Annotated in this window: 21 protein-coding genes and 2 pseudogenes; 11 read left to right on the forward strand and 12 right to left on the reverse strand. The window is 62.2% G+C overall.

What is annotated here, in order from left to right; all coding sequences use genetic code 11:
• Positions 1-379, forward strand: a 379-nt coding sequence (locus E1J61_RS30500) for a substrate-binding domain-containing protein (protein ID WP_165971579.1), incomplete at its 5' end; no start/stop codon positions are given.
• Between the two features lie 1,243 nt (positions 380-1,622).
• Here the strand turns inward: E1J61_RS30500 and E1J61_RS30505 are convergent.
• Positions 1,623-2,396 carry a transposase gene (locus tag E1J61_RS30505; RefSeq protein WP_243737048.1) on the reverse strand — a complete coding sequence of 258 codons (774 nt, stop codon included), beginning with the start codon at positions 2,394-2,396 and terminating at the stop codon, positions 1,623-1,625.
• Between E1J61_RS30505 and E1J61_RS30510 the strand changes: the two genes are divergently transcribed.
• Positions 2,395-2,829, forward strand: a complete 435-nt coding sequence (locus tag E1J61_RS30510; protein ID WP_133097616.1) for a hypothetical protein — start codon at positions 2,395-2,397, stop codon at positions 2,827-2,829. The two genes, E1J61_RS30505 and E1J61_RS30510, sit on opposite strands and share 2 nt — an antisense overlap.
• 213 nt (positions 2,830-3,042) lie before the next feature.
• On the opposite strand, the pseudogene E1J61_RS30515 reads toward E1J61_RS30510, so the two are convergent.
• From E1J61_RS30515 to E1J61_RS30525, 3 genes and pseudogenes are all read right to left on the reverse strand, one after another.
• A pseudogene (locus E1J61_RS30515) lies at positions 3,043-3,573 on the reverse strand (DNA-binding protein); the annotation flags it as partial.
• A 332-nt stretch (positions 3,574-3,905) separates the two neighbouring features.
• Positions 3,906-4,901, reverse strand: coding sequence for a 2-hydroxyacid dehydrogenase (locus E1J61_RS30520; protein WP_116387565.1), 996 nt, complete (start codon positions 4,899-4,901; stop codon positions 3,906-3,908).
• A gap of 52 nt (positions 4,902-4,953) precedes the next feature.
• Positions 4,954-6,565: pseudogene (locus tag E1J61_RS30525) on the reverse strand (aspartate:alanine exchanger family transporter).
• Positions 6,566-6,687: 122 nt separating this feature from the next.
• On the opposite strand from E1J61_RS30525, the gene E1J61_RS30530 reads away from it, so the two are divergent.
• Positions 6,688-6,879: a hypothetical protein gene (locus E1J61_RS30530; RefSeq protein ID WP_133097617.1), complete on the forward strand. Its 192-nt coding sequence runs from the start codon at positions 6,688-6,690 to the stop codon at positions 6,877-6,879.
• A 417-nt stretch (positions 6,880-7,296) separates the two neighbouring features.
• Here E1J61_RS30530 and E1J61_RS30535 read toward each other — a convergent pair whose 3' ends face one another.
• On the reverse strand, positions 7,297-8,004 hold the full coding sequence (locus E1J61_RS30535) for a TetR/AcrR family transcriptional regulator (RefSeq protein ID WP_133097618.1): 708 nt from the start codon (positions 8,002-8,004) through the stop codon (positions 7,297-7,299).
• A gap of 192 nt (positions 8,005-8,196) precedes the next feature.
• Here E1J61_RS30535 and E1J61_RS30540 point away from each other — a divergent pair, with 192 nt between their 5' ends.
• The 7 genes from E1J61_RS30540 to E1J61_RS30570 all read left to right on the forward strand — a co-directional run bounded on the left by E1J61_RS30540 (position 8,197) and on the right by E1J61_RS30570 (position 16,932).
• A complete protein-coding gene (locus E1J61_RS30540; RefSeq protein ID WP_133097619.1) occupies positions 8,197-9,462 on the forward strand; it encodes an MFS transporter in 1,266 nt (421 codons plus the stop codon).
• Between the two features lie 46 nt (positions 9,463-9,508).
• Positions 9,509-10,312: a cyclase family protein gene (locus E1J61_RS30545; protein WP_133097620.1), complete on the forward strand. Its 804-nt coding sequence runs from the start codon at positions 9,509-9,511 to the stop codon at positions 10,310-10,312.
• 7 nt (positions 10,313-10,319) lie between these two features.
• Positions 10,320-11,633 carry a fumarylacetoacetase gene (fahA, locus tag E1J61_RS30550; protein ID WP_133097621.1) on the forward strand — a complete coding sequence of 438 codons (1,314 nt, stop codon included), beginning with the start codon at positions 10,320-10,322 and terminating at the stop codon, positions 11,631-11,633.
• Between the two features lie 156 nt (positions 11,634-11,789).
• Entirely contained in the window at positions 11,790-12,905 is a 1,116-nt protein-coding gene (locus E1J61_RS30555) for a porin (RefSeq protein ID WP_243737049.1), read from the forward strand.
• Between the two features lie 32 nt (positions 12,906-12,937).
• Complete coding sequence (locus E1J61_RS30560) at positions 12,938-14,650, forward strand: CocE/NonD family hydrolase (protein WP_133097623.1); 1,713 nt, start codon at positions 12,938-12,940, stop codon at positions 14,648-14,650.
• Positions 14,651-14,661: 11 nt separating this feature from the next.
• Positions 14,662-15,645, forward strand: coding sequence for a tripartite tricarboxylate transporter substrate binding protein (locus E1J61_RS30565; protein WP_243737050.1), 984 nt, complete (start codon positions 14,662-14,664; stop codon positions 15,643-15,645).
• A 102-nt stretch (positions 15,646-15,747) separates the two neighbouring features.
• Positions 15,748-16,932, forward strand: a complete 1,185-nt coding sequence (locus tag E1J61_RS30570) for a S9 family peptidase (RefSeq protein ID WP_133097624.1) — start codon at positions 15,748-15,750, stop codon at positions 16,930-16,932.
• A 194-nt stretch (positions 16,933-17,126) separates the two neighbouring features.
• On the opposite strand, the gene E1J61_RS30575 is transcribed toward E1J61_RS30570, so the two are convergent.
• The 5 genes from E1J61_RS30575 to E1J61_RS30595 all read right to left on the reverse strand — a co-directional run bounded on the left by E1J61_RS30575 (position 17,127) and on the right by E1J61_RS30595 (position 22,213).
• On the reverse strand, positions 17,127-18,503 hold the full coding sequence (locus E1J61_RS30575; protein ID WP_133097625.1) for an MFS transporter: 1,377 nt from the start codon (positions 18,501-18,503) through the stop codon (positions 17,127-17,129).
• A 314-nt stretch (positions 18,504-18,817) separates the two neighbouring features.
• Entirely contained in the window at positions 18,818-19,444 is a 627-nt protein-coding gene (locus E1J61_RS30580; protein ID WP_207951282.1) for a pyridoxamine 5'-phosphate oxidase family protein, read from the reverse strand.
• 32 nt (positions 19,445-19,476) lie between these two features.
• Positions 19,477-20,820, reverse strand: a complete 1,344-nt coding sequence (locus E1J61_RS30585; protein WP_133097626.1) for an adenylosuccinate synthetase — start codon at positions 20,818-20,820, stop codon at positions 19,477-19,479.
• Positions 20,817-21,287: a RidA family protein gene (locus E1J61_RS30590; RefSeq protein WP_165971580.1), complete on the reverse strand. Its 471-nt coding sequence runs from the start codon at positions 21,285-21,287 to the stop codon at positions 20,817-20,819. The genes E1J61_RS30585 and E1J61_RS30590 overlap by 4 nt, the downstream gene beginning before the upstream one ends.
• A 140-nt stretch (positions 21,288-21,427) precedes the next feature.
• Positions 21,428-22,213 (reverse strand): helix-turn-helix domain-containing protein, encoded by a 786-nt coding sequence (locus tag E1J61_RS30595; RefSeq protein ID WP_133097627.1) that lies wholly within the window; start codon positions 22,211-22,213, stop codon positions 21,428-21,430.
• Between the two features lie 143 nt (positions 22,214-22,356).
• Here E1J61_RS30595 and E1J61_RS30600 point away from each other — a divergent pair, with 143 nt between their 5' ends.
• Positions 22,357-23,217 (forward strand): alpha/beta hydrolase, encoded by an 861-nt coding sequence (locus E1J61_RS30600; RefSeq protein WP_133097628.1) that lies wholly within the window; start codon positions 22,357-22,359, stop codon positions 23,215-23,217.
• A gap of 613 nt (positions 23,218-23,830) precedes the next feature.
• On the opposite strand, the gene E1J61_RS30605 is transcribed toward E1J61_RS30600, so the two are convergent.
• Both E1J61_RS30605 and E1J61_RS30610 read right to left on the reverse strand, forming a co-directional pair.
• Positions 23,831-24,823 (reverse strand): tripartite tricarboxylate transporter substrate binding protein, encoded by a 993-nt coding sequence (locus E1J61_RS30605; RefSeq protein ID WP_133097629.1) that lies wholly within the window; start codon positions 24,821-24,823, stop codon positions 23,831-23,833.
• Positions 24,824-24,895: 72 nt separating this feature from the next.
• Positions 24,896-26,131: a mandelate racemase/muconate lactonizing enzyme family protein gene (locus tag E1J61_RS30610; RefSeq protein WP_133097630.1), complete on the reverse strand. Its 1,236-nt coding sequence runs from the start codon at positions 26,129-26,131 to the stop codon at positions 24,896-24,898.
• Positions 26,132-26,247: the final 116 nt, after the last annotated feature.

Consider the following 26,247-nt stretch of genomic DNA (forward strand, 5'->3'; position numbering starts at 1 on the left):
AATCATCCCCGGCGCGGCCTGCGAGCAGCCCTACTCGTTTGCTGGAGGCCGTACCGGACTGCGAAACATACTTCGCGAGGCATCGACCAGGCCTACGGCGGTCTTTTGTGGCAATGACGTGTTAGCGCTCGGTTGTCTGTTCGAGGCAACAGCGCTAAACCTCAAAGTGCCTGATCAGCTTTCGATCGTTGGCTGCGATAACCTTCCGATTTCGGCTGAAGTCACGCCGGGCCTCACAACCGTAGCGTTGGAAAGTAGCTTGTTGGGCAAGAAGACTGCGGAAGCTTTATTGCGATGGCTGCAGGACGGCACGGAACCGGGCCGTACGGAGATGCCCATCTCACTGATTCAGCGCGGCACTGCGACTCCACCTTCGTGAATCGATCGTCGATCCGCAAACCTCGTTTAGCATCAGCCTTCGCAGAGGCTCCCACATGCCATCCTGGCCCAGCGACCGCACCTCTTGCAAATGCATGCCGATGTCCCCCTTGCTCAACGTTCGTCCGCCATTTATGCCGGGCGAATGGCGGTTGTATTTCGGAAGCGGTCGTTCGTTACGCTCTCTCAAGTCCGAAGGACGGTTCAGGGTCGAATACAGCCCGCTATCTATTGCAGCAGGTCAGTTCCGCTCGTTCAAATCGTGTCGCAAGGCCAGGCAGGCGCCCGCTTAAGGCGAACAATTGTTGTGACAGGACACGCTGGATGTCCGGCTCGGGCTGTCGGTGGCGCCGCGAGGGTCGGCCGCGCCCTGTCGGAAAATCCACCAACTACGTGGGCTACGCCGGCTGTGATCGGTCGCGCAGACGGCCTTGAGACGGTCGTTTCTCCTTGTTCTGTTGGGCCCGGCCGTGCGTCGCACGGATCGCTGCAAGCTTTGGCACGGCCTATGCTTTGATCAAAGCACATGTTGCAACTCCCACTCGACACGAAATTTCACATCGATCAGGAGCACGCCATGAACACACTCAAATTACCGACCTTCCCATGGCCGACGAACTTGACCATCACGACATGGCCGCCGTGCATGGCGGCATGATGAAACTGCCGGGCGGGCACACTAGCGGCAGCTTGCTGATGTAGCCCGATGGCGAGCCCGTTTCCGTCTATGTTGATGGCGTACTGATCAACTCGGTCACGAACGGCCATGCATCGCGCTAGCTGGGACGCAACTTCGCGCATGCGACGGATAGTATTGTCAAGTTCTTCGTCCGTCCCCACCCAGGGCACCGGCGCGCGTTGACTATCTGGCCGGGCCCGAGCTGTCGTCCGGGGAGCCCTGTCGAGGACATGCTTAGCCAGATCCCAAAGTCAGGAGGCGGCCGAGCACTTCTATGGCTCCCCGGAATCCGCGCTCGCTACGGCACGGCGCAGAAAATCCGCCACTTCGAGACCGTCGCGACGACCGACAAAGCGAGTGGCAGTGCGGGTCGAATTGGCGATCGGCAGCGGGAAGAGGCGTACGACTTCGGAAGTGGCGGAAGGCATGGCTGCTCACTGCGGTCGGTTTTTACCATCCAGACAATCAGAAACCTAGTGCAAGGCGCCTGTATGTGCACAAATGGAAACTATCAGCATTCCGCGCGACATTGGACGCCCCCGATCCGCGAGCCCGGAAAGCTGCTTCATTCTTCCGTCGGCGTTCCTCGAACACCCTCAAGACCGCCTAAAGTGCGAATTGAAACCCGGCGGACATTACCGGGCTGAAAGAACATGGGCCGATCCACGCAAGCGTTGGGGGGCTGCCACATGTCGGAGCAGACAAACTCGACGCTTTCGCATAGCCGTTCGCCGATCATGGCGAAGAATCTAGCGAAGCTTTCCTTCGTGCGCTCCTGCCCGACCCAGAGGAGCCGCGTGCAGCCGGCCTCGATCTGGTAGACGAGCGTGAGGTACTGGTGTCCACGGCCATACTGGATCTCGTCGACCCCAAAGGCGCGGATCGTGCCCAGCTCACGATGGGCCAGTCCCCACTGCACCACCCATTCCACTGCATTGAAGACCTTCTCCCAGCTGGTCCGGAAGCTTTGTGCCGTTTCTTTCCAGGACAGCTTGCGAGCCCATTGCGCCAGGAACAGCATGTAAGCCTTCGTCAACGTGTGCTTGCCGCTGGCCCACGGCACCTCTTCAACCTTCACGCCGCAATCGCGGCAGTCAACGCGGCGCATGGCATAGAGCAGAAACACTGCAAAGCCCCACACCGGGATAAACTCGAACCTGCGCTGTGCGAGCGTGTCGTAGCCCCGTGCGGGCCGACTACAGCATGAGCAGATTGCCTTTGAACCCTTGCGCGGACGTACGTCGATTTCGATGGACTGGGTGACCTCGCACAGCCGCGCACCTTCGTAAACAAAACCGGGAAAATGGTGGCAGGCATTGAGCAGACGGGTCAACAACATGGCTAGCAGGGCTGCGAGCGGCAAGGGCAAACCGGCTATTGTCGCGCAGGATCTAGACACACTGGCGCGATATGTGCCCGACCTACAGGAATGGCCTGCGTCGTGGCGCGTTGAAGACAAGGATATCCCGCCCGGACAGGCAATCGTGGCCATATTCACGCCTTTCCTCGAGCATCTGCTGACCCTGGGATACGCACGCAAGACACTTCTTCGCCACCGCGATCACCTCTGGATGCTCGGCGGCGACATGATCCGGCGACGCTACGAGGATCCCGACGCCCTTGCCATGCCCGTGGTGACCCTCTTGCACAACCTTATCGAGGAGGACGGCGGCCCCCTCATCTGGCCACGTATCTCCGAGTCCGAGCAGAATTCGTTTGATGCAACCTGCCGAAAGCTCTACCACTATCTGAATCGGTCGCCGAACGCCTGACCGCGCCTCGATTCACCCACAGATTCCGCTGACGAGCCATTTTTTTCGGAAACGCGGCGACCCATTCCGGTTCCTCACAATTTCGTCATGGCATGCGTGCTTCCGGACCAGCACTGTGGTCACTAGTGACGATGCAGGAATGCCGAGGGCCACAAGCAACCGCCAGAGCACCGAACCACCGAAAGTGAACATTTTTGGATGAACTGCTCTGAGCTTTGACCTCACAGTAAACAGGTGGTCAACGAAAGGCTGTTCGCGCAGGCTGCGCCGCTCGCTGGCTTCCGCCCGTTCCTGCGCGAGCGTCACGGCCTCGCGTGCCCGCTCCAGCTCCGTCGAGAATTGGGTACGCAGTTCCGCCAGTTGCCGGCCCGCGGCCTCCAGTTCCGCCCGCCCCGCATCCAGCCGTGCCTGGGTCGCCGCGTGCGCCTGCCGCTCCGCGGCCAGCGTCGCCTGACCCTCCTCGATGGTTTGCCGCGCGGCGTCCAACTGCGCGACGAGCGCGGTCTCGGCCAGTGCCGCGTCGCGCTCGGCCTCGGCGGCGCTGGCGGCCTCGTTGGCCGCCTGCCAGATGGTCTGGACCGCCCCGGCCGCGATGTCCTTCAACGCCTCCGGCAGGTCGGGATGGTCGATGGTGACGCGCGTGCGCCCGCGCAGTTCCTGCCAGAACGCCCGCAGCACCTCGGCGGGCGTGCCCATGCTGCCCTTGCGCACCAGGCTGTAGAGCTTGTTGGCGGTGGGCGTGACGGAGACCACCGCCTTGCCGCTTAGTCAGCCCCCGGTTTGGCGCGGTCTCCAAACCACTCGCCCGTGCGTAAGTTCGACACCGAGCGGATGTTACGTCCGGTGCTGTGGGCCAGACCCGATTCGCTAGCCGCGCACGGCACGCTGCACAATCGATGCTGGCCGGTTAATTGCGGTTGTTGGCGCTGTGGCGGTGGCAAGATTTGCTGGTGGCGCTGTATTCGTTCCCCCAGCATCTGGCGTCTCGAGTGCGCGCGATCGTGGATTGGGCGGCGGGCTTTTCCGGGAGCGGTTTATGCCATTAGCGGGGCGCGACATGAGGCCGACAGCCGCGTTCAGCTGGCGCTGACTTCGTTCGTGAGCGACTTGCCGCTTTCGAACTCCGTCACGCTGCGCAAGGTTGTTTCGCAAATGGTCATCACGGCTTCGCGCGTGAGGAAGGCTTGGTGCCCGGTCACGATCACGTTAGGGAACGTGATCAGCTGCTGCAGCACGGAGTCGTCGATGATGGTGCCGGATAGGTCGCGGAAGAACAGCCCCGCCTCCTGCTCGTACACGTCGATCGCCAGCCCGCCGAGTTGCCCGCTCCTGAGCGCCGCGATGACTGCTTCCGTGTCGATCAGCCCGCCGCGACTGGTGTTGATCAGCAAGGCGCCTGGCTTGGCGCGAGACAGCGTTTCGGCGTTGATGATGTGATGAGTCTCGGGCGTGAGCGGGCAGTGCAGCGAGATGCAGTCCGCGCTTGCACCGATTTCTCCCTCGTCCGCGTAGCGTCCACCAAGGGCCTCGAATTCCGGGGATGGGTACTTGTCGTAGCCGATCACGTTGCAACCGAACCCGACCATGATTTTCGCAAACACACGGCCGATCTTGCCGGTGCCGATCACGGCCACGGTCTTGCCGCACAGGTCGAAGCCCATCAGGCCTTCGAGCGAGAAATTGAAGTCCCGCGTGCGGTTGTAGGCCCGGTGGATCTTTCGGTTGACCGCCATCAGCAGAGCCACCGCGTGCTCGGCGACCGAGTTGGGCGAGTAGTCGACAACGCGCACTACCTTGATCCCGAGAGCCTGCGCGGCTTTCAGGTCGACGTTGTTGAACCCCGTGCAGCGCAGTGCGACTAGCCTGGTGCCGCCGCGTCCGAGCGCTTCAAGCACGGTCGCATCGGCCCGGTCATTGACGAAGATGCACACTGCGCCGTGGCCCGCGGCGAGGCCGACCGTCTCGGTGTCCAAGGGAACTTCGAAGTACTTGAGCTGATGGCCTTCAGCCGCATTCGCGGCATCGAGATGTTGACGATCGTAGGACTTTGCGCTGAAGACGGCGATTTCCATGATGTGTCTCCGCGGCGAATCGCATGGCGCGCTTCGCCCAGGTTGCCCTGCACTATCCGCCAGCCAGTGTGGCGGCGACCTGTACGAACAGGATTTTCACGATGGTCATTGACGGGAAGATCATCGAGTAGCCGAGGTCGGGCCGGTCGGTGGGCGCGACGCGGTTGGCAAAGGCAAGGATGGCGGGATTGCCGGTCGCGCCGCAGATCACGCCCACCGCAAGGTCGAACGGCAGCCTGAAAACCCAGAGGCAGAAAATCGCAGTAATCAGCAGCAGGGCAAGCAGAATCATCACGCCATAGATCAGGAAGGACAACCCGGTTACGCCGATGGTGGCGAAGAACTTCGGCCCGGATGCAATGCCCACTTGTGCCAGGAAGATGGTTAGCCCGAAGTTGCGCAGGACCAGGTTGGCCGACAGCGGCATGGTCCACACGAACGGTCCGAGACGGCGCACCCGGCCGAGCACGAGGGCGACCAGCAGCAGCGCCGCTAGCCCCAGCACCAGCGTGCCGACGCCGGGAATGGGCACTGGTATCAGACCAACCAGCAGCCCGAGGGCCGCGCCGATGCCGATCGAGATAAAGCTCAGCTCGGCGGTGCCCTTGATGGAGTCGCCGAACAGCGCGCGAATCGGCTTCATGTGGGCGCGATTGACCAGCAGGCCGACGCGGTCACCGAACTCGAGCGTGAGGTCATCGCGGGGCATCAGGTCCGCATCGCCGCGCCGCACATGGGCGATCGAGCAGACCACGCCTTCGGGAAAACGGATATCGCGCAGCGTGTGCCCGACCACGAGCCGGCTTGAAGCGAACACACGCATATAGTCCAGGTCTTCGCGATGGCTTGTCATGCGGCCCGGCTGCAGTTCCCCGCAAAGCGAGGTGGCTTCACGCAGCACGGCCGGATCGGTGGCGGTCGCGAGCAGCACGTCGTTGGCCTGCAGGACCAAGTCGTCGGCGGACGGGTGGTTGTGGTGAGCGCGACGCACGGCGGCAATCGCCACCCCGTCCGGCAATCGCCACCCCGTCCGGTAGGCGCGCTACCACCTCCGACAGCCGCACGCCGATAAACGCTGGGTTTGTCAGCGCAATCTCGGCGGTCTCGATCAGCTTTGGTGGTGGTCGCACGATACTCGGCTTGAGCAGCGCGGTGAGGGCATACAGAAACAGGATCGGCCCTGCCACGCCGACCGGGTATGCCACGCTGTAGCCCACCGCGGCGCCATCGCTCTTCATCGCCGCCATCGCGGCCTGCAGGCTTGCCGTGCTGGTGCCCGCGCCGGCGAACATGCCTAGCGACTCGTCTAGCTTCACGCCGACCAGTGGCACCAACGCAACCGCGACCAGTCCGGAGCCGACCACGCCAAGGACCGCAGCGGCGTTGGCCTTGATGCCATCGGGGCTGGTCAGACCCTTAAAAAACTGCTCCCCGTACTGGATCCCAATGCCATAGAGAAAGAGCAGTAGACCTAAGGTGCCAAGGATGGCAGGCGGCGCCGACTTCGGCGCGAACCCGCCAATCGCCAGCCCCACGAACAGCACCGCGCCCGAACCGAGCGACACGCCCTTGATATTGATCTCGCCTACGACATAGCCCAGTGCAACCGTGAGGAACAGCGTGAGCAGCGGCTGGGTTTCAAGCAATGTCCGGACTGCATCCATGGCAGCTCCAATCGGATGGGCAGGAGCGGGGAGCGATAAGCAACTGCGCAGGGTCACGCGCGCACTGCGCGGACGGGGTTGACAGCCCTTGTTGCGGGAATGCGCCCTCGAGTGTGGCTTGTATGAATCCGATCATCGAGACAGGCACCGGCCGGCACGGCGGCAACCACCGGAATGCCCCTCGAAAATATACGAAGCGCCGCACGAATTCAAGAATTGAAGCGGCGCGGCAGCGGGGCAACAAAACTTCCCAGAATATCCTTAATGTGGGTTTTCATTCCGATCGCGGCCATGGCCATGACCGAGCAACCTGAGACGTCCCCTGACCCGCATACGAACCAACGCTGGCGGCCACCTCCGCCTGCTGCCGTGCGTCGGTGGACTGTTCCGCCTCCAGCCCGCGACCCAGTCTCCCGAGCGCGCTACGTTGCCCCCCGTCTGCCAGCGATGACCATGTCCTTCCTTTTGTCAGCGGTTGTGGCGGTCATCGCTTCGGCGCCGCGATCGCATCTTCATTGCAGCCCGCGACATCCCGCCATCGGCAGATCTACCCGATCTGATACGCGGAACGGATTGCAACCAGCCAACACCCGCAACGACTGGGGGTGGCAGAGTCGCCGGCTATGCCCTGGTGACGTCACGCATTCCGCCATAGTTTCGCTTCAGGGCATCCCTTAAAGTGGATCATGGCATGCAGACGAGGGCTTTTGCTTTACCCTGCACGACAAAGCTCATCGTAACGAAGACTTCGCCACTGTACCGGCACGAATTCCTGCCGAAATAAACGTCACCAGATACTCTGACTTACGCCGCAAGTCGCCCGTCTTGACCTTGCCGCCAGAGATTCGCTCGATACGGCTGTCGAACACACTCATGACCAGCGCCCCGACCGCAAACAAATAAGCCCACGATGCATAGCTTGCATCGTTGCCTGGCAAAGCCTTGCGGATCGCTTTCACGAATTCCATGGCAAAGGGGTCGAAGTAATCGGCAACAACGCTGCGCACGGCCGCCTTCGGGTCGGAAGCCTCGCGTGCGACCAGCTTGGCATAGGCGACGCCCTCTTCCCTGTCCTGAATTCGTATCACCGGCTCGACAAACGCCCGAACAAGGTGCTCGACCGGATCCTCGCCGTCGGCAAGAGGGGTACGCAGTGCTTCCAAACGCGCGTCGAACAGCGTCTTGCGCCGGTCAAACAGCGCGCGGTAAAGATTCTGCTTGGTCTCAAAGTGATAGACGATCAGCGGCAAGCCAACCTCCGCCGCTGCCGCGATATCGCGCATCGACACGCCATCAAAGCCGCCCTCGGCAAACAATCTCTCTGCTGCGTCGAGCACGCGTTCACGCTTGCTCGCCTCCGGAGCCGGCGAGTCCGGCTCATGCCTCTGCACCCTGCTTCGGGCCCCGACCGCCGATTTCCGCGCTTCCCCGCCTTCCATGCTGCCTCCGCGTTCTTGACCCGCCATTGTAGCGAACCTCACATGGTGATTCCGGCACCCGCGTTTACCCTAGTGCATCTCCGGACTGTACGAGCGTACAGTCCGTCTAAATCGCACTGTACGTACGTTCAGTCAGTTATGTCTGAGGCTTCGGACTCCCTGACCGGACCGGCACAATAAGGAGACGCTTCAATGTCCAGTAACCCTGCCTCGCTCAAGTGGCGCGTGCTGATCGGTTGTTTCCTCAGCTATATGTTTGACGCGGTGGACATCATCATCCTTGCCATCGCCATGCCGGCCATCACGGCATCGTTGCATATCACCCAGTCTCAGGCCGGCTTGCTTGTTACCGCCACGCTGCTTGGCATCGGGCTGAGCAGCGTAGTAATGGGGCGGCTGGCCGATACGTTGGGCCGGCGCACCGCATTGCTGCTGTCGCTGGTGACATTCGGCACGCTGACAATGGCAATTGCCGCTGCCACTGACTGGCGTCATATCCTCCTGCTGCGTTTTCTTGCCGGTCTTGGTCTGGGCGGGGTCTGGAGCGCGGCTGCTGCACATGTCAGCGAAACGTGGCCCGCGCACCAGCGCGGACGGGCCACCGCCTTCGTTCTCAGTTCCTTTTCCGTGGGCGCTGCCGTCGCCGCGCTGACTGCCGCATGGCTGCTGCCGCTGTATGGCTGGCGCATGTTGTTCCTGGTCTGCGGCGCCGCTGTGGTGATCGCTATTGTCTACGTCTGGCTGCGCGTGCCGGAATCGCAGGTTTGGTGCGCACAGCGGGCTAGCAGCTCGTCAGCCACGGTTGGCGCGGGTAGTGCAAGGCTCGCCGACTTGTTTGCGGCCGGCACGCTGCGAACCACTCTGCTCGGTACTGCAACCTCCGCGCTGGCGCTGTCCGCGTATTGGGGCGCTTCGACGTGGCTGCCGACCTTCCTAGTCAGGGAAAGAGGTCTCGATGTCGCCACCATGGCAAGCTTTGTGGCCGTACTGAACATCGGCATGTTCCTGGGGTACAACGTCTTCGGCGTGCTGGCGGACCGCATCGGCAAGCAACGGGCAGTAATTGCTTCGCTGATCGGCTCCGGACTGACCCTCCCGGTCTATACCTTCGTCACGGACCATGCCACGTTGCTCATGCTTGGACCGGTATTCGCCTTTTTCATGGCCTTTGCCGGGCTGGTGGGCTCCTATTTCGCAGAACTTTTCCCGACACGCATCCGTGCAACCGGAGCCGGGTTCTGCTTCAACGTGGGCCGCGGTATCTCCGCCTTCTCTCCACTGGCACTGGGCTCGGCGGCAACTGCGTTCGGCTTTGCGCCAGGCATCGCATTGTGTGGCGCCTTGTTCCTGCTTTCCGCTGGCGTCGTGGCTCTGTTGCCGCGCGCCGCCAACGAGCAGGAGGCCGCCGCAGACACGTCTGCATCGCGGAATGCCATACCGTCGCTGGATGCCAGTTGAGTCAGCCCTTCTCCTTCTTACGCATCTCCATAAAGGATTCGCTTCCATGACCCGCCGCTTCGTCGATCTTTCGATTTACCTGGAGAACGATGTCGTCTCCGACCCGCCAGGATACGGACCTCAGATTGAATACTTATCCCACCGCTCCACTGCCGAGCAGGTAACGGCGTTCTTCCCGGGACTGACGTCTTCAGACCTCCCGGACAGCGAGGGATGGGCCATCGAACACGTTCAGCTCAGTACACACAATGGCACACATCTGGACGCTCCCTATCATTTCCACAGCACCATGAACGAGGCATTGGGGCAGAGGGAACGCGCCATCGCCATTGACGAGGTGCCGTTGGAGTGGTGCTTCCAGCCAGGCGTGAAGCTCGATTTCACCGACCTGGACGATGGCTATGTGGTCACCGCCGAAGACGTCGAGTCTGAGCTCGACAGGATCGGGCATGTCCTCAAGCCACTGGAGATCGTTGTGGTCAATACGCGTGCTGGTAAGCGCTACGGCCAGCCCGATTATGTTTCGTCAGGCTGCGGCATGGGTCTCGACGCCACTATGTTCCTGCTTGAGCGTGGCGTACGACTCACCGGCACCGACGCGTGGAGCTGGGATGCACCGTTCGTGCATACCGCCAAGAAATTTGCGCAGACGCACGATGCCTCCCTGATTTGGGAAGGCCATAAGGCGGGCCGAAACATCGGCTATTGCCACCTGGAGAAGCTGCACAACCTTGAGGCACTGCCACCGCATGGCTTCTATATCTCGTGCTTTCCTCACAAGATTCGCGGCGCCTCGGCCGGCTGGACAAGAGCCGTTGCCATCTTCGACGACGCCCTCAATGCCGCCTGAGATCGCCATGGAACTAAATCACACCCATGATGCCTCCCGTCGTAGCTGGCTGGATTCGGCCAATGCTCCGGGCTGTGATTTTCCGCTGCAGAACCTGCCGCTTGGAGTCTTCCGTCGGGCAGGCAGCGCCGAAGCCTGGCGTGGCGGTGTAGCCATCGGCGACCAGATTGTCGACCTTGGCGCTTTGCAAGCGTTGCCGGGACTGCGGGACGGTGCCGCTGAAGCCATGTGGGCCGCTGCCGGGCCAACGCTTAATGGCCTGCTCGAACTTGGCCCAGAGCTCTGGCGAGCACTTCGCCATGAACTCTTTTCGCTTTTGCTGGCCGGCAGCTTGCGGGAACGTCAGGTTCGTGAAGCACTGATCCCGCAGGCGGATGCCGAGCATGCCGTTCCTGTGCGCATTGGCGACTACACGGATTTTTATACCTCTCTGGACCACGCCGTGAATTGCTGCCGCCAGTTTGGTATTGAGGTCTACCCGAATTTCGACTGGCTCCCTATCGCCTACCACGGTCGCGTGTCTTCGATCGACGTGAGCGGACAGCAGGTCTATCGGCCGATGGGACAGTACCGTCCAGATCCGCGCAGCGCGCCCGTTCACGGACCTTGCCAGCGACTCGACTACGAGCTCGAAGTCGGTGCGGTGATTGGTGTCGGCAATGCACGAGGCACGCCCATCCCACTGGCAAGCGCGCAGCAGCATATTTTTGGACTGTGCCTGCTTAATGACTGGTCCGCGCGCGATATCCAGACGTGGGAGATGCAACCGCTTGGGCCCTTTCTCGCCAAGAACTTCGCAACCACACTGTCGCCCTGGATTGTCACGCTGGATGCCCTGCTGCCTTACCGCACGGGCTGGTCGCGAAACCCGGGGCGGCCCCAGCCGCTCGACTACCTTCGCTCGGCGCAGAATGCCGCCGCCGGCGCCTTCGATATCCAGCTGGAGGTCTCGATTCTCAGCGCGCGTCAGCTGGCTCAGGGCCGCCAACCGAACAGGCTGACCCGTACCAGCTTCCGGCACCAGTACTGGACGTTGAGCCAGATGATCGCCCACCACACGGTCGGAGGCTGCAACCTGGAGCCTGGCGACCTACTAGGCAGCGGCACGATATCGGGCCCAACTCCCGGTGAGGCCGGTGCGTTGATTGAACTGACCTCATCCGGGACGAATCCGGTGGATATCGGCGACGGCGAGACACGAGGGTTCCTCGAGGACGGCGACACCGTGGTGTTCCGAGGGTGGTGCGAGCGAGAAACCTACGCGCGAATCGGCTTCGGCCTCAACTATGCAACCGTGCTGCCGTCGCCTGCGCCGGCCTGATGGTATCGACGCAGGAATCGGCGAGCACCACCCTCCACCGTTCCAGCTTACGTGCGGTGACACACCGCTAACTACCGCAAATTGCCCTGCCGCCCGGATGGAAGACTGCCCCATCCGTGGGCCAGTGCATGCGCGATTTGCCGCACTGATCTTTTGATGTGTCCGACGCAAACGAAACAGAGGAGACCAATCTTGCACAAGGAACGACAAGCGAGCCGAGTCCTTTATCACAGGGCCGGCAGCAAAGCTCAGAGTTCGAGAAGCTCGCGGACGGTAGTGCCGTGGTACGCGCTAGCCCTTTCCGCGCTACCGTGCTCTGCCTTTGCAACAGGCACACAGTTGTATGGACTCGCGGACGCATACATTGGCATTACCCATCTAAGCGGGCAACCCTCTACAAGGGGCGTGGACAGCGGAGGCCTGCAAACATCCTTTTGGGGCATGACGGGAAGTGAAGACCTGGGAAGCGGGCTCAAGGCCAACTTCCGCCTGGAGGGATTCTTCCAGGTGGATACGGGCGCGAATGGACGGTCCCCGACGGATGGCCTATTCTCCCGCAACGCCTACGTTGGTCTGGAGAACGGCTTTGGCGAGGTGCGCCTCGGCCGGCTCGCCAATCCGACATTCCTGGCGACAGCACTGTTCGATGCGTTCTCCGGCTCCACCAAGTTTTCGCCACTTCAGAACGTGCTGTGGACGCCCCAGCAGGGCCGATATATTGCGGGCGACACCGCCTGGAACAACGCAATCGGCTACTACTCGCCGGAAATCGCTGGATTCACGTTCCGCGGCTTGTACGGACCGGGTGAGCAGGCGGGCACGAACTCGCAGAACAATGTCGTTGGAATGCTGCTCTATGACCGCGGTCCGCTATCGGCCAGCTTCGCCATCCAGCGGACACGGCTGGGCCCAGGACTTCCCGCCGGAAGCTCGGCGCAAACCGCAATGGTTGGGGGAGTTTCCTATGACTTCAATGTAGTCAAGCTGTTGACCGAGTATGCCCACACGAGCACCAGCGGAGCATCGACGACGACCGACACACTGCAGGTTGGTGCGCAGATTCCGGCCGGCAGCGGGAAAATCCTGGCGTCCGCAGTGTCTTCACGCGTACGCAGCGATGTCATGCCCGACTATCGGCGTCACGGACTTGCCGGCGGTTATGACTACGTCCTGTCAAAGCGTACGGACATATACGGTGTGACGATGTTCGACAAGATTGCCGGAAAGGGAAGCGGCACCAGCTTCGCGCTGGGCCTGCGCCACAAGTTTTGACTGTTATAAATTAGACCGATCAGGAGACAGACATGCAGATCGATTGGGACGTTGAAATCACGATGGACGATGATTCGGTGGTTCGAGCCGACATCTTTCGGCCGGAGGCGGAGGGACGCTACCCTGTGTTGATGTCGTATGGACCGTACGCCAAGGGACTGCCCTTTGAGGAGGGTTACCCCGCCCAGTGGAAGTCGCTCACAGCCAAGCATCCGGAAATCTTGAAGGGTAGCAGCGGAAAATACGCGAACTGGGAAACCGCGGATCCGGAGAGATGGGTACCGTTGGGTTACATCTGCATGCGCGTGGACTCGCGCGGCGCTGGTCGATCGCCGGGGGTCATCGATTGCTTCTCCCCGCGAGAGGCGCAGGACTTCCACGATTGCATCGAATGGGCAGCCGAACAACCGTGGAGCAATGGGAAGATCGGCTTGGCCGGCGTTTCTTACTACGGCGCGACCCAATGGCTGGTGGCGGCGAAACGTCCTCCCCATCTTGCCGCGATTTGCCCGTTTGAGGGGTTCTCCGACTACTATCGCGACGCCTGCCGGCATGGCGGCATCCTCAATACCTTCATGGTGGCCTGGTATCCGAAGCAGGTCGAAAACGTGCAGCACGGTCTGGGACGGCGTGGGCATGTGAATCCCAACACCGGGTTACCTATCTCCGGGCCGGCCGAGCTCAGCGACGAGGAACTGCTCGCCAATCGCGTGGACATCAACGCGATGCAGTTGAGCGCGGAGCTCATCACCGATAGCTACTTCGACGGCCGCCGTCCGGACTTGGGTGCAATCGATGTGCCGGTGCTTTCCTGCGCAAACTGGGGTGGCCATGGCCTGCATCTGCGCGGCAATGTCCAAGGCTATCTGGGTGCCGGCTCGAAGCAGAAGTGGCTCGAATTCCACGGGCTCGAACATTGGACGGAATTCTATACCGACTACGGGGTAGCGCTGCAGAAGCGGTTCTTCGACCATTTCCTCAAGGGTGAGGATAACGGCTGGGATCAGCAGCCGCCGATCAAGATGCAAGTGCGCCACGTGGATGGTCTTCAGGAGCGGGACGAGCATGAGTGGCCATTGGCGCGCACCGCATGGACGCCCATGTACCTGGACGCTGGCGCGCAGTCCCTGCGCACAGAGCCATCCGAAACTGCTTCGCGCCTCTCGTTTGATGGCATGGCAGGCAAGGTCAGCTTCAGCACTGCACCCTTCGAGCGCGACACCGAGGTAACGGGCCCGCTGGCTGCCACGCTCTGGATATCGACCACCGCCCGAGATGCCGATCTATTCCTGACACTGCGGGCTTTCGCGCCGAACGGCAATGAGCACCTGATCGTTGGGGCGGTCGAACCCAACGCGCCCCTCGCGCAGGGATGGCTAAGAGCGTCACACCGAAAGCTGGATCCACAAGCATCTACGCCCTATCAGCCGGTACATACGCACCAGGAGATCGAGCTTCTCGAGCCGAACGAGATCTATGAGGTGCAGGTCGAAATCTGGCCGATGTGTTTTGTCTTCCCGAAGGGCTACCGCTTAGTGCTTACGCTCGGAGGCTCGGACTTCGAGCACGATCTTCCCGGACCCTATCCGCAGATTTACGGCAAGTCGATGCGCGGGTCATCAGTGTTGCTGCACGATCATCCCGAGGATCGCAGTCCTGAACGGTTCCGCGGTCAGACCACCGTTCACACTGGCGGGAAGTATGCGTCCATCCTGCTCTTGCCAGTCATTCCGGCAACCCGCTGATCGGAGTGAACATGAGCACGACGCGCCGAGATTTCATCGCCTGCGCCGCTGGCGCATTTGCGGCTGCCGGCCTGCTGCCGTGGCACGCTGCCAACGGACAACAGGCATGGCCTGTCAAGCCCATCAAGCTAGTCAACATGGGGCCTCCTGGTTCCCCGCCAGACACCTACGCGCGCATCTACGCTGAGAGGCTTGCCAAGGCCTTTGGGGTGCCTGTCGTCGTCGACAACAGGCCCGGAGCAGGCGCGAACCTCGCTTCCGATGCTGTAGCGAAGGCGCCGCCGGATGGCTACACGCTGCTGTACACCGTGTCGAGCGCGTTTGTGGTGAACCCGTTCATCTATCGAAAGCTACCATTCGATGTGGATAAGGATCTCAAGCCCGTTGCGCCGCTCCTGACGCAGGGCTCCTTCGTCGTCGTGAACAACGATCTGCCGGTGAAGTCGATCCACGAACTGGTCGCCTACGCGAAGGAGCATCCCGGGCAACTCGCCTATGCGTCCTATGGGGTCGGGGGATTCCCTCACCTCATCATGGAACTGCTATCGCAGGCCGCGAAGATACAAATGCTCCATGTGCCGTACAAGGCCGGGCCGATGACGGACGTCATCTCCGGACAGGTCCAGCTTATGGCCGAACCGGCCGCCTCCGCCATTCCGATGATCAAGGCGGGCAAAGTTCGCCCCATCGCTTACACCGGGCCGAAGCGCCACGCCCAGTTCCCGGCCTTGCCGACCGTCGCAGAGACGTACTCCGAGGTCGTCAGCTTCGGTTGGCATGGCCTCTGGGCACCAGCAGGCGTGCCAGGCGAAATTGTCCAGCGCCTCAATGCCGAGCTGACCCGGATCACCCGTTTGCCTGAGGTCATGACGAAGATCCAGGAACTCGGCAGCGAACCTCTCTCTGCCACCCCCGCCGCCATGTCGTCGATGGTGCGGCTCGAGGCTAAGAAATGGGGCGGACTGATCCGCGCAAAGGGCATCACCGTGGACTGAAGCCACGGTCCCACCTGGGCGCGTAATCATCAGGCCTGGCGTGATCACTCGCAAGCGCAGTCACTCGATATCCCGCCTCTCAAATGTTCCAAAGGAGCTATCGTGCTCGAGTACTTTCCCAACAACTACGTGTGGAATCTGTCCACCAACCTCGCGCTCGCGATGGGCGCGAGCCTCGGTGAGGTCGATGCCATCTGCCGGCAGCTGGTAGAAGTGTCCGGACGGGGCGACGATGAGGGCACGGAAGCCTTTTTCCAGGCCTGGTGCGAACAAGCGGACCGACTGGTTGAGCTCGCCGACGAGGACCTGGCCGCCAACCGTCGTCTTAGTGCGGGTGCCAAGCATGGCCGGGCCGCGATTTACTACTTGACGGCCGAGCGTATGCAGCACCGCGACTATGCGCCACGTCAGGCCGTTTACCGGAGGCTGCTCGACAGCTTTGCAAAGTTCATCGACCTGCATGATGAGAACTGCGAGCGGGTTGAAATCTCCTATCAGGACAAGTCACTCGCGGGCTTGTTTGTCCAGGCACGGCAATCGGGCGGCGGGCCGTCGCCTTGCGTCGCGTTGTTCAACGGACTCGATAGCACCAAAGAGATGATCTATGGCTCGGGCATCCAGCAAGCGCTGGCGAGGCGAGGCATATCAAGCATTGCCGTCGATCAGCCGGGTGTCGGCGAGGCGCTGCGCCTGCAGGGGCTTTCCGCCACCGTCGAGGCGGAGACCTGGGCCGGTGCGGTCGCGGACTATCTCGAGACGCGCGAGGATGTCGCCCCCGGCTTGCTTGGCATCGCGGCCTGGTCGCTCGGCGGCTACTATGCGCCGCGTGCGGCGGCGATGGAGAAGCGTTTCAAGCTGTGCGTTGCCTGGGGCGCCATCTACGACTGGGGCGAGTTGCAACGTCGGCGGCTGGCCCGCGAGGGTGACCGGCCCGTGCCTCACTACTGGGAGCATGTGCAATGGGTCTGGGGCAAAAGTTCGCTCGCCGAGTTCATGGCACTTGCCCCGGACATCACCTTGGCAACGGTGATAGAGAAGATCACCGTGCCGTTGCTGATCGTTCATGGCTCAAACGACCGCCAGATCCCAGTCGACGATGCGCGTCGCTTGTATGAAGGAGCCATAAACAGCCCGAAGCGAGAGTTGAAAATCTTCACTCAGCGCGAGGGCGGCGTCGAGCACTGTAGCGCGGACAACCAGGCTAATGCCAAGGATTACATCGCTGACTGGGTTTCCGAAACCTTTACCGAACTCGGCGCGAAAGGGGCGTCTCGACCTGAGGTTTGACTTAAGTCCGGCCATAAACTGCACTTTTTCGACGTCATGGCGATTGGCTCAGAAGGGTTGTCAAGAGGCACCTGAGCCAGGAACTTCATTGGCCTGACGAACTGTCCGGCGGGTCGGCTAAGCTTGACCCCGCAGACCGTTGCCACAAATGGGGCGGTGTCAGCACGCCCCTTCCGCTAGACTCGCTTCGCCGGTTAGTGGGCCGAGATCGTCTCCAGTGATTCGCCGCGCGTTTCAATGCCGAAGCAATAGACAATGAATGCCGCGGCCAGGAAGCAGGCGGCGCCCAACGCGAACACGCCGGCCTGCCCAGCTAGCGGCAGCACCACGCCGACCAGCGTCGGTCCGATCAGCGATCCGAAGCGGCCGACCGTGGACGCCATGCCGCAGCCCGTGGCCCGGGCACGAGTCGGATATAGCTCCGGCGTGTAGGTATAGAGCACCGCCCACATGCCGAACATGAAGAACTGCATCAGCCCGCCGGCGAGGAAGAGTGCCATCGGTTCCGGGCTCATGCCAGCGACGCGGCCGTAGACGAAGGCCATCACGGCACCGCCCACCAGCGTGATTACGCATGCCGGCTTGCGGCCCCAGTGCTCCACCGCCCAGGCCGCGCACAAAAAGCCCGGGATGCCGCCGATTGAGATATAGACGGTATAGAGCACCGACTTGGTCACGCCCATGCCGGTCTGCTGCAGCAGTGCGCCGATCCACGTATTGAGGCCGTAGAAGCCGAGCAAGGCAAAGAACCACAACCCCCACACCGTGAGCGTTCGGTTGCGGTATTCCGGCGACCACAGCACCTTGACGCCGAAGACTTCCGCATCCGGGCTGACGACTTTGGATTCCGCTTCAGGCAACGAAGACAGTTTCATGCGGCGCATCACGGTGGCTTCGATCCGTGCGACAAGGGCCGAAGCCTCTTCGTGGCGGCCTTTCGATTCGAGCCACCGCGGAGATTCGGGGACATATCGCCGCACCACGAACAGGAACAGCGCCGGCACCGCGCCGAGCAGGAACATGGTGCGCCAGCTGTATGCCGACAACACGTAGTACGACATCAATCCCGCGCAGATAAAGGCGATCGGCCAGTTGCCATCCATCAGCGCTAGGTACTTCCCACGCTGTCGCGCGGGAATGAACTCGGACAGCAGCGTCTGCGCCAGCGGCAGCTCCATGCCCATACCTACGCCGAGCAGCAGGCGATAAATACCCAGCGTGACCGGGTCATTAGCGGTTGAGCACAGGAAGCTGCCGACGCCCCAGACAATCATGCTGACCTGGAACACCGGCTTGCGGCCGAAACGGTCGGCAAGCATGCCGGAACTGAGCGCGCCGATGGCCATGCCGACAAAGCTCGCACTGCCCAGCATGCCCGCCTGCGCGCTGGTCAGGCCGAACTCGGTACGGATCGAGCCAAGCAGGTACGTCATCATGGCCAGGTCTAGATTGTCAAAAAAGAAGGCCAGCGCAATCACCATGAATAGGAAGCGGTGGTAGCTGCAAACGGGCAACCGCTCGAGCCTGTCGCCGACGCGTACCCGCATCAGCTCTACCGGGGTCAGTTTCATCTTGTCTCCTGTCTTGTATCGGCCGGCATCCCAGCGAGCCGGCGCGCGCAACATCGCCATGCGGCATGTCTAGCGTTACTGTCGCGCGGCGGCCCTGGCGCAGCGCGCGTGCGGATGCCAAGCACTGTCGCCGCGGCGCCAACGAGCGTGATTGCACCCGTACAGTCAGGCACGTACCCGGTCGGCAGCGGCGCTACCAGCTACGGCAAGCGAGAAGCGAGAAATGTGGAGAGAGAAGCAGGAAGGACGACGGCACGCCATGCGAGGCGTGCCGTTCGGCGAGGCGGCCCGTTCGGAGAGCCGCGCGGAGAGGGTCAGCGATTGGCGAAGCGACGCGGGTCGAAAGCGTCTTCCGGCAGTGATGACAGCGCTGCGCCGGCTGGGAAGGGATAGCGCAGATAAGGGGCTCGCGGCTGGCCGGGCGGCGAGTATTGGCCGTCGGCGAGGATGCGCTTCTTCGCTGAGAGTGAGCGAATCTCGCAACGGTAAGCCACGATCTGGCTGGCGGCGCCATCCTCGATTGGGGTGTAATCCTTCTCCGGTCTGAACTTGTCCAGCGCCACGTACTGGTGCGCGCGGATCTCGTCGGTGTGCTCGCGCACCGTTGCCACGCAGCGCGCGATGACGCTGTAGTACTCGAGGCTGGTGTTCTGGCCCTTAGGTGCCTTGAGTAAAGCCACTGGGCGGTCGACCTCAATCGTGACGTGCGGATCGGCGCGGATTGCCGCGGCGAGCTTGCCGAAGCGCGAACTGTGAATCAGGAAGGCGTCGCCTGTAAATGTAAAGCTCTGTGCCGTGACGTAGGGATAGGGCTCGTCATGGACGCCGACGCGGCAAATCAGTTCGTCACGCAGGAAGGCCTCGATTGCAGGCCAGTCGATCCACGCCAGGTCGTTGCGGCGCATTTCGGGGTCCAGGTAGGCTGGCGTCATGTCTGTCATGTCTGTCTCCGGAAGAAAGGGAGGATTTGGGCTCACGCTAGAAATCGCATCTGCTCGCGCCCCGGGCCCAGGCCGACGCCTCGCAGGCGGCAACCCAGCGTGTCGGCCAACCAACGCAGCAGCGCCTCCATCTGTGGCGGAAGCGGATCGGCCGGATGGTCCGGCAGTGCGTCGGCGGAAAATGCAGGGAAGCGCCGCGTGGCGCCTTCCGGCGCGTCATCGTCAACGACCACGATGGCGGGATCCCGCGTCCGCGCGAACAGCGTCAGCGCATCGCACTTGTTGAGGAACAACTCGTCCACGCCGTGCTGCTGCACGGTGCGTCGCAATTGCGCGATGTCGAGCAGTCCTACCCGCCGCGGCCGGCCAGTGCCGGTGCCGTACTCTCCGGTCAGCATCCGGATGGCCATGCCGACGTGGAACGGATCGTCACTGGCAAGCAGCGATTCGGGGTCATGTGTTGCGACTTCCTGCTCGCGACCGCGGCCGCTGTGTGCGGCGTCGGCGCAATACGCGGCGGACTGCTGCGCGCCCAGTTCGGAAGGGAAGCGGCCTGCACCGACGCGGGAAACGATTGCCTTGGCCACTCCGATGGTCTTGCGGTGGTAGCGGCACGGCAGGTCACCCCCGACATAGGCATACGCCGGCACGGTATGGCTTGCGGTTACCCACGGCTGTTCGCCTTGCGTTACGTCAAGCATGACGGACTGCGCGCCTTCAAACAGCACACGCTCGCCTTGTGCCACACGTTGTGCAAGATAGCGGGGATCTGATATGACGGAGTCGCGGACCAGCGGCCACGCCGCGCGCATGGCGTCGAATGCGGCGGCATCCACTGTGCGCCCATCGCGCCCGGCAGCCAGCGCCATCTGCCGGAAAACGGCCTCGCTATCCTGCACCAGGTCACGCAACTGGAACGAAGTGCGGTCGCTACCTCGGGCCCTTAGTGCATGGCCCGCGTAGCATGGGCCGATGCCGTTGCCGGTGGTGCCGATCGATGCACCGTCCGCACGGTCACTCGAAACATGCAGTGGCTGGACCACCAAACAACGGTCGCTGATCGCAAGGCGGCCTTGCAACTGGATGCCCAATCCCGCGAGCATCGCGATTTCCTCTGCCAACTGCGCGAGTCCGATCGCGCAGCCTGAACCGATATACAGCGATACTGCAGGATGCAGCACCGCGGAGGGGACTTGCCGGAGGCGTACCGCCCCGCCTGGGCTAGCGATGGTATGGCCGGCGTTCGCGCCGCCATTGAAACGCGCCACGATGTCATAGTCATCGGCAATGTGGTCAACCACCCGTGCCTTGCCTTCATCACCGTACTGCAGGCCAACCAGCACGTCGGCGTATCCGCTGCGGCTTGCCATGGTCATGCGTCGGTGTCGATGGCGAAGCTTGCTTCGATCTCGACGGGCGCGCCAAAGGGAAGACTGGCCACGCCGATGGCAATGCGCGCATGCCGGCCCTTGTCCGCAAAGATGAAGTTGATGAGCTCCGACGCGGCATTGATTACTGCCGGCGCGTCGTGGAAGCCTGCCGAAGTCGCAACGAAGCCGCCAAGGCGCAGCACCGACCGGACACGGTCGAGATCGCCGTCGTTAGCCGCTGCCACCCAGCCCAGCACGTTGGCCAGGCACAGGCGCGCGGCTTCGCGCGCGCTATTAAGAGGCACTTCGGCGGGCACACTGCCGGCATACACGGGCTTGCCATCACGCATGGGCAACTGTCCTGATACGGTCAGAACGCCGCGATGCAGAGTGTAGGGAACGAACAGAGCGTTGGGCAGGACTGGCGAGGGCAGCACGATTCCAGCCTCGCTGATGCGATCGATAATAGACATATGGGTCCTTGGTGAGCAATGGCAAAGGCGCCGCCGTACATGTGATGCACGGCAGATTGGCCGCCTTCACTGTGCCCCCCCGCCCTACCCGCTGTCCGCTGCCGGGATGACAGGCGCTATCGCACAGACGCCATACGTCGCTATCGGAGGGGTGTCTCGCGAAAGTATTCGGTCGGTGTCATACCCAATGCGCGCCGGAACATCGCGGTGAATGCGCTGGGGCTTTCGTAGCCGAGTTGCAGCGCAATGTCGATCACCGGGCGACCTTCAGCTAGCAGGCGTACCGCCGCCATCAGGCGGGCCTGCTGCCTCCAACGGCTGAAGGTCATGCCGGTCTGTTCTGGGAACAGCCGGATGATGGTGCGTTCGCTGGCGCCGACTGACTGGCTCCACGCTTCGACAGAGGTTTCGTCGGAAGGATCGGCGACGATGCGGGTGCAGATCCTGGCCAGACGTGCATCCTGTGGCATGGGTAGGTGCAGTGGCACGACCGATAGTGGGCGCATCTCCTGAAGCAGCAGCCTAGCCACCAGGCCGTCGCGCCCGGCCTCATCGTAATCGACCGGCATGCGCACCATCTCGGAAATGAGTTCGCGCAGCAGGGGCGGCACCGCCACCACGCAACACGTCGTCAACTCGTCCGGCACGGCGTCCTGCCGGACGTAGACCGTGCGCATCTCGACATTACCGCACGCCTGCATGGCGTGGCGCATGTCACACGGTACCCAAACGGCACGCTGGGGCGGCACCACCCAGGAACCCATCTCCGTGTCGACCAGGATCGCGCCGCTGTAGGCGTAGATGAGTTGCGCGCGCGGGTGCGAGTGGTAGTCGATATAGAAGCGGTCAGGCAGCGTGCGCGCCATGCCCCCTATCGGCCGTTCAATGTGCTGGTAGTCGTCGCGGTTCTCACTTTTTCCAAACATGGCGTCTCCGAGACAGCAAGTGTCATCTGCCGGCGCACATTGCAAGACACCGGCCAGTATCGTGGGATCCGACGTGAGCACGCGTCGCTATTTCACCAAGGAGCCGGTGTGCGTACCGGTCCGCGAGTTCGGAGCCAAATGTAATGTCAGTGTATCGAAACTTCAACCAGGAGTGCCTGGACAAACAGTACAACGTTCGGGGCGGCATCCCCGGTTACCAGGCGATCTTCGACCGGTGGGCCAGAGAGAGCCGGGATTTCCGAGCCACTCATCCAGTCAGGGAAAACTTGGCATATGGCGACGATCCAAAGCAGGCGCTCGATTTCTTTCCCGCCATCAGTCGCGGGCGCCCCTTGCTGGTCTTTATCCACGGCGGATACTGGCAATCCCTTGACAAATCCGACTTCAGCTACGTGGCCGCGCCCTATCTGCGGCATGACATCAACGTCGCGGTGGTGAACTACCGGCTCGCGCCCGACGTGCCTATGGCGGCGATCGTGCGCGATAACCAGGAGGCGCTGGCGTGGCTATACCGGCAAGCTGAAGTATTGGGTTTTGATGGCAACCGCATCTTTGTATCCGGCCATTCCGCCGGCGGGCATCTGACCGCCGCCATGGCGGGCACGAACTGGGAGCAATTCGGTGTACCGGCTGGCCTTGTCAAGGGAGGATGCGCCATCAGCGGCCTATACGACCTGGAACCGATCCGGCTGTGCTATCTCAACCAGGTCGTCCGCCTGACGCCAGCGGACGTGGCGGCGTACAGCCCGGTGCATCACCTGCCGACCACCAAGCTGCCGATGATCCTGACCGTCGGGGGCGACGAATCGGACGAATACCACCGCTTGCAGGCGCAATACGCAGCGCTGCTGCGAGAGCAAGGCGTCGAAACCGAAGTGGTAGTGCAGGCACGAGGTCATCACTTCGATGCAGTCGATTATCTGGGCAATGCAGAGGGAGAGCTTGCTGCGGCGGTGTTGCGGATGATTGCCGCCGCGTCTTAGGCGCCGGCACGTCCCTGCGCGCGGCGTCTCCCGATTGTGAAACATCAGAACGTCGACCGCAACTCGCACAAAGCGTCTCCGGCTCTCACCCGGTCTCGCCCGGAAAGGCTATAACGCCATCCGAAGGTAACGGTGCCGGCCTCTGCCGGCACCGAGCTGGTTTCTAAGTAGATCCAATTTGGCGGTGTTCGTCGTCAGCAAGTGAGATGTTGCAGTGTGTCGCGTCACGGCGCATTGCAACCCAGTCGGCCAACTTGCTGATGCGATAAGCACAACGTTATCGAACCTTATTGCCGCGTCTCAGTACGCCGATCTCGCGATTGCCCTGCTCTGCTCGCTGCGGCGAGCCGCTGCCGTTCAAGCTGGCGGATTCCAAATGGCAGTAGTCTGGCCAGAAGCAGCCGGTCAGCGCGAATGTTTGGAGAGCTGCTTCGGCCGATTAGTGGTCCGCCACCGGCCCAGCGGACGATGGCCGCTCCGGAGCCATGAAGCGTGGTCGCCTCGGGCGGTATGATCGATACTCAGGTCTCGGCTTCGCGTCAGTAGATCGAAACCAAGACCCTTCATGGCTTGTATTCTCAGTAGAGCAAAATGTCGACGGGATGGCGCAAAGTCAGTGCTCTGCGTGGACACCTGTGATCTTGGCCACCTGCCGCCAGCGATTGACATCCTCCGTCAGGAAACTGGCGAAGCGGGTGGTGGGTAGCGGCGTGACGATGCTCCCCTCCTGCTCCAGCCGGCCGCGCACGGACGATTGCTGCATGATCTTCATCAGCGCGTCGTTCAACTTTGAGACGATGGCTGGCGGCGTACCCGCTGGAGCCATCACGCCGGACCAGAAGCTCATGACGAAACCCTCCTGCACCTGCTGATTCACCGTTGGCACCTGCGCCAGCACGGGCAACGGCTGTGTCGTTGTCACCGCCAGCGCGCGGACCTTGCCGCTCTTTATGAATGGAAGCACCGGGAGCACGTTGCTGAACATGATCTGCACCTGCCCACTCATCAAGTCCGATATGGCCGGGCCGCCCCCTTGGTAGGGCACATGCGTCCAGTCAAGGCCGGCTTGTTTCTTCAGCAATTCTGCGGCGATCTGTTGCGGTGATCCCACCCCGGTGGACGCATAATTGATGGTCCCTGGGTGTGCCTTGGACCAAGCGATCAATTCTCCAAGTGTCTTGGGTGCGAATGCCGACGAAGTCACGAGCACAAACGGCGAATCAGATAGCAGCGTCACGGGAACGAAGTCTCGCGTCGGGCTAAAGCGTGTCCGTGCGTCCACGGCAGGCGCAATTGTCACGTTTGCGGTAGCAAGCAGCAGGGTGTAACCATCGGGGGCGGCGCGAGCCGCCGCCTCCGTGCCAATCGCACCCGACGCACCAGCTCGATTCACGATCACGACCGGTGTGCCAAGTTCCCGGCTCAGTTCCGCGCCCACAACTCGCGCGAGGAGGTCTGTGCCGCCGCCAGGCGGATAGGCGACGATCATCTGTATCGGCTTGCTCGGATAAGGCGCATCGCCCTGTGCCAATACTGGCGCCGGCTGGGACAGCAGGGCAAGCGCGACGAGGCAGGCTGCAGAGTGCCGGTAGTGGGGAAATTTCATGCGTGTCTCCGCTACTGCATGGGTCAGACGTTCACAAGCGCCGGCTGTGTGGCGCTTCGCTTGATTCTTGCCTTACTGGCCTGCTGCAAAAAACGATTTGCACTCGCGGGTGTGGAAAGTCAGCACGTCGCGGTCCACCTCGGGCCAGTAGCCTGCAGGCAACCGGATAGCGCCCTGTCGGAACGGCAGCGGATTGGCGAACAGGCGCTCGCGCACCTTCAGGAAGCCGTTCATTTCGCCGGCGTTTTCGATAGCAACGGCGGCGACGCATGCCTCCATCCAGCATCCGACCTCAATGGAGACCCCGTCGCCGAGCACGGGCGTCATGCCGAGCTCCCGAATGCGACGCAGAGCGTCGCGCAACATGACCGCGCTGCCAACCTTCTTGAGCTTTAGCTTGACGTAGCCCACATTGTCGATGGTCGCCGCCCGCTCAATGTCCTCCGGGCCGTAGATCGATTCGTCCAGCATCACTGGCACAGTTGAAACAGCGGCCACTGCGGCGTTGTCATCCCAGGCGTCAGCGCCGCAGGGCTGTTCGAGCAGTTCGATACCCTGCGGCGCCATTCGGCTTGCGAAGTTCATGCCATCAGCCCGGCTGAAGCCGCGATTGGCATCGAGCCGCAGCGTGGCGCGGCCAGCCACAGCGGGCTGGATCACATCCAGCCGGCGCAGGTCGTCCTGCCAGGCGTAGCCCACCTTGACCTTCAATGTGCGAAAGCCGGCCTCGATCAGGCGCTCGATCTCATCGCGTATCCCGGCTGGCTCGTGCGCCTGGCAAGGTGCCAGTAACGGCACCGTGACATCGCACGTCGGCTGCAGCAGCGGCTCGCCGTGAAGCATGTCGAGCGCGGCAAGGAGCGCACTCACCACGCCGGGATTCGGCGAGAGCAACGGCATCGCGTGGGCGGCGGCCTCGCTGACGCGCAAGCCAACAATCCGCTCTGCAAGCGTGGCCGCGACCTGCAAGCCGACTGCAACAGATTCATGGGTGTAGCCAGGAATGATGAGGGCCTCGCCCCAGCCGCAGCGGCCCTCGCTGTCGCGGACTTCGATCACGATGGGATCGAACAACACCAGGTCTCCAGATGAAAGACGATAGGGCTCTGTCAGGGGAAAGGCGAGTTGGCGCACGAAAACAGCGTCGATGGTCGGAATGTGGGACGTTGCAGTATCCATTTGCCGGGTAGCGCCGGAAGCGGTGGTCATGGGCTGATCTCGGTCGAAACCGCTGGCATCACCGCCCCCAAGTGCCTTGCCTGATGCGATGACGTCCGCCGACCGGACGCCTTGGGCAGCACTGTTCATGTTGGCTCTGTCCTTGTTCAAGGTGCATGGTCGCCCCAACAGTAGACGGGGTCGCTTCAGAAAACGGAAAATATTGCACGCTAAGCCGCTGCTCTGACTACAGAGCCGGCATCGCT

Source organism: Cupriavidus sp. L7L (genome assembly GCF_004353535.1).
Classification (GTDB): Bacteria; Pseudomonadota; Gammaproteobacteria; order Burkholderiales; family Burkholderiaceae; genus Cupriavidus; species Cupriavidus oxalaticus_A.